This window comes from Christensenella sp. (assembly GCF_034927525.1).
Classification (GTDB): Bacteria; Bacillota; Clostridia; order Christensenellales; family Christensenellaceae; genus Christensenella.
In genome coordinates this window covers 1-8160 of sequence record NZ_JAYFPU010000049.1, presented here as the reverse complement: position 1 = coordinate 8160, position 8160 = coordinate 1, and the positions used below count along the sequence as shown (strand labels likewise).

7 protein-coding genes, 4 tRNA genes and 1 pseudogene are annotated in these 8160 nt (G+C 48.6%); 5 read left to right on the top strand and 7 right to left on the bottom strand.

The features are described from left to right. From VB081_RS01765 to VB081_RS01750, 4 genes and pseudogenes are all read left to right on the top strand, one after another. Positions 1-777, top strand: a pseudogene (locus tag VB081_RS01765) (acyl CoA:acetate/3-ketoacid CoA transferase); the annotation flags it as partial. Between the two features lie 27 nt (positions 778-804). Further along, a complete protein-coding gene (locus VB081_RS01760; protein WP_323399138.1) occupies positions 805-1527 on the top strand; it encodes an SDR family NAD(P)-dependent oxidoreductase in 723 nt (240 codons plus the stop codon). 24 nt (positions 1528-1551) lie between these two features. Beyond that, on the top strand, positions 1552-2733 hold the full coding sequence (locus tag VB081_RS01755) for an acetyl-CoA C-acetyltransferase (protein WP_323399137.1): 1182 nt from the start codon (positions 1552-1554) through the stop codon (positions 2731-2733). Between the two features lies 1 nt (position 2734). Next, positions 2735-3592, top strand: a complete 858-nt coding sequence (locus tag VB081_RS01750; RefSeq protein WP_323399136.1) for a 3-hydroxyacyl-CoA dehydrogenase family protein — start codon at positions 2735-2737, stop codon at positions 3590-3592. A 190-nt stretch (positions 3593-3782) separates the two neighbouring features. Here VB081_RS01750 and VB081_RS01745 read toward each other — a convergent pair. The 4 genes from VB081_RS01745 to VB081_RS01730 all read right to left on the bottom strand — a co-directional run bounded on the left by VB081_RS01745 (position 3783) and on the right by VB081_RS01730 (position 4218). Beyond that, a tRNA-Lys gene (locus VB081_RS01745) sits at positions 3783-3858 on the bottom strand. 78 nt (positions 3859-3936) lie between these two features. Next, positions 3937-4011 (bottom strand) — tRNA-Gln (locus VB081_RS01740). Between the two features lie 33 nt (positions 4012-4044). After that, positions 4045-4121 (bottom strand) — tRNA-His (locus VB081_RS01735). A gap of 20 nt (positions 4122-4141) precedes the next feature. Further along, positions 4142-4218 (bottom strand) — tRNA-Arg (locus VB081_RS01730). Positions 4219-4591: 373 nt separating this feature from the next. Between VB081_RS01730 and VB081_RS01725 the strand changes: the two genes are divergently transcribed. Continuing rightward, complete coding sequence (locus VB081_RS01725; protein ID WP_323399135.1) at positions 4592-5842, top strand: glycosyltransferase family 2 protein; 1251 nt, start codon at positions 4592-4594, stop codon at positions 5840-5842. 301 nt (positions 5843-6143) lie between these two features. Here VB081_RS01725 and VB081_RS01720 read toward each other — a convergent pair whose 3' ends face one another. From VB081_RS01720 to rph, 3 genes are read right to left on the bottom strand one after another with little or no spacing between them, the layout of a single operon-like run. Further along, positions 6144-6626 carry a metallophosphoesterase gene (locus VB081_RS01720; RefSeq protein ID WP_323399134.1) on the bottom strand — a complete coding sequence of 161 codons (483 nt, stop codon included), beginning with the start codon at positions 6624-6626 and terminating at the stop codon, positions 6144-6146. Continuing rightward, the gene (locus tag VB081_RS01715; protein ID WP_323399133.1) at positions 6623-7207 is read right to left on the bottom strand and encodes an XTP/dITP diphosphatase; all 585 of its coding nucleotides are present in this window, start codon (positions 7205-7207) and stop codon (positions 6623-6625) included. The genes VB081_RS01720 and VB081_RS01715 overlap by 4 nt, the downstream gene beginning before the upstream one ends. Next, positions 7204-7929 (bottom strand): ribonuclease PH, encoded by a 726-nt coding sequence (rph, locus tag VB081_RS01710; protein WP_323399132.1) that lies wholly within the window; start codon positions 7927-7929, stop codon positions 7204-7206. Before rph ends, VB081_RS01715 begins: the two co-directional genes overlap by 4 nt. Between the last annotated feature and the right edge of the window lie 231 nt (positions 7930-8160).

The window sequence follows — 8160 nt, the reverse complement described above, 5'->3', positions numbered from 1 at the left end:
TACAGCGGCGATATCCGTATCCCTACGGATACCATTGCTCCCATGTCCCTTGACGAACGCAAGATCATTGCCAGAAGATGCGCGATGGAGCTTTCCCCCGGCGCTGTCACCAATCTTGGGATCGGCATGCCCGAGGGGATCGCTGCCGTTGCCGCTGAGGAAGGTGTTGCCAGCCGCATATTCCTCACGCTGGAATGCGGCCCGATCGGCGGCGTACCGGCAAGCGGGCTCAATTTTGGCGCTACCAGCAATCCGGATTGCATCCTGGATCAGCCTGTCCAATTTGACTTCTATGACGGCGGCGGACTGGACATCGCGTTTCTCGGTCTTGCGCAGGCCGATGCTTCCGGCAATGTGAATGTCAGTAAATTCGGCCCAAAGATCGCTGGCTGCGGCGGCTTTATCAACATCACGCAAACAGCAAAAAAGCTGGTCTACTGCGGCACCTTCACTGCCGGCGGGCTCGCCGTATCAGTGGAAGACGGATGCTTGCATATCCTTTGTGAGGGCAAGACCAATAAATTCATACCGGATGTCGAACAGATCACATTCAGCGGCGCGTATGCTCTTGAGTGCGGGCAGCCCGTCCTCTATGTTACAGAGCGGGCTGTTTTTTGCCTGACCTCCAAGGGGCTTATGCTCACCGAGATCGCCCCCGGAATAGATTTACAACGCGATGTATTGGATCATATGGGCTTCACGCCTATCATATCACCGGAAATCAAAGAAATGGATGCACGGATCTTTTGTGACAAAACGATGCATTTGGAATTATAAACACTACTATTTTCAAAGGAGAAAGCTATGAAAAGTTTACAAGGCAAAACCACTGTAGTGACCGGCGGTGCAAAAGGCATTGGCAGCGCGATCGTACAGCTGTTTGCGGACGAAGGCGCGTCTGTGATATCTGTCGATCTGTCCACACCGGAAAAACAGCGAAAAAATGTTGAGGATATATGTCTTGATATCACCGACTCTGCCGCCTGTACGGAATTTTGTACGGATATCGTCAATCGCTATGCTATAATTAATGTGCTCGTAAACAACGCAGGTATCACGATGGACGGTATGACCAGAAAAATGACAGACGAACAATGGCAACGCGTATTGAATGTCAATCTGAGCGGTGCATTTTATCTGACACGCTGTCTCGGCCCCCATATGCAAGAGCAAAGGAATGGATCCATCATCAATATTTCTTCTGTCGTCGGCATATTCGGGAACATCGGGCAGGCAAATTATGCCACTTCCAAGGCAGGTATCATCGGTCTTACAAAGTCATGGGCCAAGGAATTTGCGTTAAAAGGCGGCAATGTCCGCGTCAATGCCATCGCCCCCGGCTATACGATGACCGATATGATGAAAACAGTACCTGATGAGCTTCTTGCGCAGTTTGAAAAACAAACCATGCTGGGCAGGCTCGGACAACCGCACGAGATCGCGCAGGCCGCCCTGTTTCTGGCAAGCGACCAGTCCTCTTATATCACGGGACAGGTGCTTGGCGTTGACGGCGGCATGCGACTGTAACATAAATCTTATAAGGAGAATAGTATGGAAAATAAAGTTGTATTGGCAGGTGCGTGCCGCACCCCTATCGGTAATTTTGGCGGATCCCTTTCCGGTTTATCCGCCGTCGAGCTGGGTGCTCTTGTTGTACGTGAAGCTGTCTCGCGGGCAGGCATCCCTGCAGAATCTGTCGACGAGGTCATTCTTGGCTGTGTCCTGCAGGCAGCGCAAGGACAAAATGTCGCCCGCCAGGCGGCGATCCATGCAGGGCTTCCTGTGACAACGCCTGCCCAGACCTTAAATGTCGTCTGCGGTTCCGGCCTGCACAGCATCAACCTTGCGGCAGCGCTCATCCGCTCCGGCCAAGCAGATATCATTATCGCAGGCGGCACGGAAAGCATGTCAAACTCCCCTTATTCCCTTGCAAAGGCGCGTTTTGGTTACCGAATGAATGACGGCACACTTGCCGACCTGATGATCCGCGATGCGCTTTCCGATGCGTTTGAGGGTTACCATATGGGAATCACAGCAGAAAATGTAGCGCAAAAATACGATGTCTCCCGTGAGGAGCAGGATGCTTTTGCCGTCCGCAGCCAGCAAAACTGTCAGGCAGCGATCAAGGCTGAAAAATTTGCAGATGAAATCGTTCCGGTGACTGTCACCTCCAAAAAGCAAAGCCTCATCGTAGACTGCGACGAATATCCCCGCGATGGCGTTACATTAGAAAGCCTCGCCAAGCTTCGTCCCGCGTTTCAGAAGGACGGCACAGTGACTGCCGGAAACGCTTCGGGCATCAACGACGGCGCCGCCGCGGTCGTAGTGATGAGCGCGGCAAGCGCGCAGCGGTTGGGCGTTGCCCCTATGGCGGAATGGACGGGCGGTGTGTTGGAAGGCGTTGACCCCTCTGTCATGGGTATTGGCCCTGCTTTTTCGACGCGCAAGCTGCTGGATCGACTGCAAATGAAAATCAGCGATATCGATTTGATCGAAGCCAATGAAGCATTTGCTGCACAATCTCTTGCAGTTGCAAAACTGCTCAAATGGGATCCATCACGTGTGAACGTCAATGGCGGCGCGATCGCCCTGGGGCATCCTGTAGGCGCTTCCGGCTGCCGGATCCTTGTTAGCCTGCTCCATGAAATGCAACGCCGCAATTCGGCATACGGCCTGGCTACACTTTGCGTAGGCGGCGGTATGGGTGTATCGACCATTATAGGAGGTATCTAAAATGGCAAGCACAATACTGGTCGTCGGCGCAGGACAAATGGGCGCAGGAATCGCCCAAGTTTGCGCCGAATCCGGTCTTACGGTCTACATTACTGATATCAATCATGAATCGGCACAAAAAGGGCTTGAGACAATCAAGCATTTTCTTTATCGCAAGCTGGAAAAGGGTAAGTTTGGTCAAGACAGATATGATGATATCGTCAAAAAAATCACAGTGGTAGACGGCTATTCCGACGCAGGTGATGCGGATTTTGTGATCGAGGTCGCTTCCGAAAATCTTGATATCAAAAAGAAAATATTTAGCACGCTGGATAAGCAAATGCCGCCGCATACGATCTTTGCGTCCAATACCTCTACCTTTTCGATCACCGCGCTGTCAGGCGCTACCAAGCGTCCTGAAAAAGTAATTGGCATGCATTTTTTTATTCCCGCACCTGTTATGAAGCTGGTAGAGATCATTCCCGGCCTTCTGACCGGCGAAGATACTCTCCGGCAAACCTTTTCACTTGCACAGTCGCTTGGCAAGAAACCTGTCAAAGCGCCGGATACCTCTGCCTTTTTGGTAAACCGATTGCTGGTTCCCATGTGGAACGAGGCGGCATACCTTGTTATGGAAGGGAACGACCCAAAAGATGTCGACACCGCTATGAAGTTAGGCGCAAACCTGCCTATGGGGCCGTGTGAGCTTGCAGACTTTGCAGGCCTTGACACTGCCTTATCTATCATGACGGAGATGTATGAGAGCTTTTCAGACCCCAAATACCGTCCATGCCCACTTCTTAAGAAAATGGTAGCGGCAGGCTTGCTTGGACGGAAATCCGGCCGCGGGTTCTATCAATATTCCGATGATCGTTCTTGAGCCATGTTGTGATCTTTGTTATAATGACTTTATAAGGAGGTGTTCGTGTATGATAAGAATCAATACGAACCACTTACTTTATACTCCAAGGTATTTCCTATTTTTGTAGAACTTACCTTGTATCCGGGGCGACGCTTACTGCGTTGCCCTTTTTTGTATTAAAAAAGCCGCTTAGTAAGCGGCTTTCCTTTGGTGACCCGCCGGCGATTCGAACGCCGGACCCTTTGATTAAAAGTCAAATGCTCTACCAACTGAGCTAGCGGGTCATTTTTTTGGAACGTTCATTATTATAGCACGGTCAAATTATCTTGTACAGCATTTTTTATAAGCTGTCCATTTTTAAATGGCTGGGGTAGCTGGATTTGAACCAGCGAATGCAGGAATCAAAATCCTGTGCCTTACCGCTTGGCGATACCCCATCACCATGGGTCCATTGCAGATAATAAATAAAATGGGGTGGGTAGTGGGATTCGAACCCACGACCTCCGGAACCACAATCCGGCGCTCTAACCAACTGGGCTATACCCACCATGTAACTTATTATCCAAATGGCGCGCCTGAAGGGATTCGAACCCCTGGCACACGGCTTAGAAGGCCGTTGCTCTATCCAACTGAGCTACAGGCGCATAATCAGATGTATGCCGCGCAAAAGGATATTTTACGCCTCGGCTGACAATTAAAAATTATAGCAAACTGACTTTAAAAAGTCAACAACATTTCGCTGTTTATATACGATCTGTAAATAATTTTTTTGTTATCAGTTTTCAGCTGTTCCTACAATGAAAGCCGCTTATTTGTATCTCAATTATTAATATTTATTGAATTCTCATTAAAATGTCTTGTAAATGGAATCAGATGTTATTATAATCAACTACGGTTTATATGTGGGGTTAGCTAGTGCCTTTTTTGGCATTGAATATAAGTTTAAGGCTTGATCTATCCTTTTGGATATATCAGGGAAAGGATTGAAAATTGTTATCGTTTATCAGCACATTTAACATGGCATTGTTTGTTGTATTCACAGCGTTATATGCTTATCAGATCATCTATGTTGCGGTAGCGCTTTTCCACAAAAAACCTATGCCCATGACCGCAAAGCAAAATCACCGTTATGCGGTCGTGATTGCCGCGCGCAATGAAAGCACCGTGATTGGCAATCTGATCGACAGCATAAAAAAGCAAAAGTATCCTCAAAATCTGATCGACATATTTGTTGTTGCAGATAACTGTACAGACAATACCGCTGATGTTGCCCGCAAGGCCGGCGCCACTGTTTATGAGCGTTTCAACACGCAGCAGGTCGGAAAAGGATATGCCCTGAGCTATGTCTTAAACCACATTGCGCAGGATTACGGCGCATATACCTATGAAGGATATTTTGTATTCGATGCGGACAACCTCTTAGACGAGAATTTTGTTGCAGAGATGAACAAACAATTTGACCAGGGCCATCGCATCCTCACCTGTTACCGCAATTCCAAAAATTATGCTTCCAATTGGATTTCCGCAGGATATTCCCTGTGGTTTTTGCGCGAATCGAAGTATCTCAACTATCCGCGCACGCTTCTCAAGACAAGCTGTGCCATTTCCGGCACAGGATTTTTGATCCACAACGACATCATACGAAAAAACCACGGCTGGAAGCATCACCTGCTCACCGAGGACATCGAATTTTCAGTCGACAACGTGATCAGTGGCGAGACGATCGGTTATTGCGGCAGCGCAAAGCTTTACGACGAGCAGCCCTGTACGTGGCGGCAGTCGTGGACACAGCGTCTTCGTTGGTCCAAGGGATTTTATCAGGTGCTTGGAAAATACGGCAAACGGCTTGTCAAAGGTTTTGTCGTCGATCACCGTTTCAGCTGTTATGATATGTTCATCACCATCGCCCCCGCTATCTTTGTAACGCTTACAAGCATTATCATGAACCTGATCTTTATGCTGAGCGCGTTTCACGGGACGACGGTCAACCCGCTCATCATCACGACGACTGCAACGTCTATCTTCTCATCCATTGCAAATTTCTACATTGTTTTGTTCATCATGGGTGTGATCACTACCATTACAGAATGGAACGAGATTCACGCAAAACCGGTCAAGAAGATATTGTATACGTTCACATTCCCACTCTTTATCCTGACGTATATCCCGATCTCCATCGCGGCATTGTTCAAGAAGATACACTGGGAACCCATCCCGCACAACATAACAAAATCTATCGAAGATTTCGAACAACCACAAAACCAATAAGCTGCAAAAAAGCGGAAAACATTTTCCGCTTTTTCTTTATAAACCTTTAATTCCACCCGCACATATCCTAACACCATCTTTATTTGCTTTCCCCTAGAATATAGCTGTAGGGAGATGATGAAGATGGTTGCACTGATATGCGTTTTTGTATTTTTAGGCGTTCCCGCACTCATTCTATGGGCGGTAAGCCATTACGTGAAAAAACATCCGTTTGGCGACATATAAAATTTATACTTTAGTCGGCCTATTTCAGGGAAGTCCCCCTGCTTCCGGTATCATAGTACAAGACACTTTGAACTATTTATATTTTCTTTGTCTTAGGCACGACTCCCATCTCTCCGATCAGCAACGTCGCATATTCCGCTTTCCCGCCTGGCGAGTCTCCCGCGCTTCCCGGATTGACCATCCATATCCCGTCGACATACTCGCAATACTGTCTGTGCGTATGTCCAAATAGAATTGCTTTAGCCTCGCGCTCCTGTGCATAGTAAAACGCACGGTCATAGGAAAACTTTACCTTCAAAAGATGCCCGTGTGTCAAAATAATCTTCTGCCCCTGCAAAACGACCTCTTCAAAGTCGTTTGCCGCTTCGCCCGGATCGCAATTGCCTTTGACACTTACTACCCTTGCCCGTGTATTTTCTTCGATCAGGCGCGCATCCCGCACATTGTCGCCCAGATGAAAAATATAGTCTGCCTCCGGGTTTGCCGCCAAAACCGACCTGACCGCAGCAGCATTGCCGTGCGTATCACTCAAAACAAGCGCATGGATATATTCCTTCACAGCTTTTCTACTTCCTTTTTCAGCGTATCAAGCGCCTTTGCGCGATGGCTGATCACATTCTTGGTCTCAGCCGGAATCTCCGCGAATGTCTGTTCGTATTCCTTCACATAAAAAAGCGGATCGTAACCGAAACCATTCTCACCGCGCGGCTCATCAATGATCTCTCCCTCGGCATAATCCTCCACATACAACTTTTCCCTGCCACCATTCGCGAGCACCAGCGCACACACGAACCTTGCCTTGCGGTTACTCTCATTTTTTATAAGAGAGAGCAGCTTATCATTGTTTTTCTGGTCGTCCGCACCCTCGCCGGAAAAACGCGCGGAATAGATACCCGGCGCGCCGTTAAGCGCGTCTACACAAAGGCCAGAATCGTCAGCCAGCACATCTCCCTCGATCATTTTGCTGATCTCTATTGCTTTTTTGGCAGCGTTTTCATGGAATGTTGTGCCGTCCTCTACAACGTCTACATCGATGCCCGCGTCCTTTAGCGATAATATCTCGTCATAGAAGCCTCCAAGTATCGCTTTAATCTCCCTCACCTTGCCCTGATTGTTTGTCGCTATGATCAATCTGTTCATATCTCGACCCCCTCGTCTTTCAAAGTTTCCTTCTGCTTTGCAATAATCTCCGCAATGCCCTTTTTGCACAACTGTTTGAGCTGTGCAAATTCTTCCTCTGTAATGGTGCGCTTTTCGCCGCACACCTGTATCTCCCCAATGTTGCCGTCGTCCGTTGCAACCATATTCATATCTGCCTGCGCACCGCTGTCTTCCTTGTAACAAAGATCAAGGATCGGCTCGTCGTTCACGATGCCCGCGGAAACGGCCGCTATGTGGCGTTTCAAGGGCGACTTGGTAATGAGCCCTGCATCCATTGCCTTTTTCACACACAGCGCCGCCGCTACAAACGCGCCGCTGATGGAGGCTGTACGCGTCCCACCGTCCGCATTTAATACGTCGCAGTCCACATAGACCGTATATTCGCCCATGCCCTCAAAATCGCACACACTGCGCAGTGAGCGCCCGATCAGGCGCTGTATCTCTACGCCGCGCCCGTCCTTTTTCAGTCCGTCACGTTTTTTCCTGTTGGGAGTCGATGCAGGCAACATCGAATACTCTGCCGTCAGCCATCCCTTACCCGTACCTGTAAGAAATGGCGGTACGCCTTCCTCTATCATTGCCGTACACAATACCTGTGTATCTCCTGTATTGATGATCACGCTTCCCTGTGCATTTTTCAACACATTGATCCGCATGTCGAGCGATCGCGCTTCATTCGCTTTTCTGCCATCTGTTCTCATAATTTTCTCCTCTTGATTTGCTGCAATTATTTTAGCATACATTCCATGCTCGTTCAATTGTTGTGGTATAATGGAACACAGGAGAAAACATATGACATTAGACGGTTTGACTATGAAAATCTGCGTCGGCGAGCTTAAAGAAAAGCTGCGTGACGCAAAAATACAGAAAATATTGATGCCCGGTAAGGAAGAAGTGGTTTTGCAGCTTTATTCCGCCGGCGAGGGTACGCT

Bases quoted from the DNA above. Each gene is read 5' to 3' on its own strand.
- VB081_RS01750 (WP_323399136.1), top strand. From the start codon at position 2,735: ATGGCAAGCACAATACTGGTCGTCGGCGCAGGACAAATGGGCGCAGGA.
- VB081_RS01755 (WP_323399137.1), top strand. From the start codon at position 1,552: ATGGAAAATAAAGTTGTATTGGCAGGTGCGTGCCGCACCCCTATCGGT.
- VB081_RS01715 (WP_323399133.1), bottom strand. From the start codon at position 7,207: ATGAACAGATTGATCATAGCGACAAACAATCAGGGCAAGGTGAGGGAG.
- rph (WP_323399132.1), bottom strand. From the start codon at position 7,929: ATGAGAACAGATGGCAGAAAAGCGAATGAAGCGCGATCGCTCGACATG.
- VB081_RS01725 (WP_323399135.1), top strand. From the start codon at position 4,592: ATGGCATTGTTTGTTGTATTCACAGCGTTATATGCTTATCAGATCATC.
- VB081_RS01760 (WP_323399138.1), top strand. From the start codon at position 805: ATGAAAAGTTTACAAGGCAAAACCACTGTAGTGACCGGCGGTGCAAAA.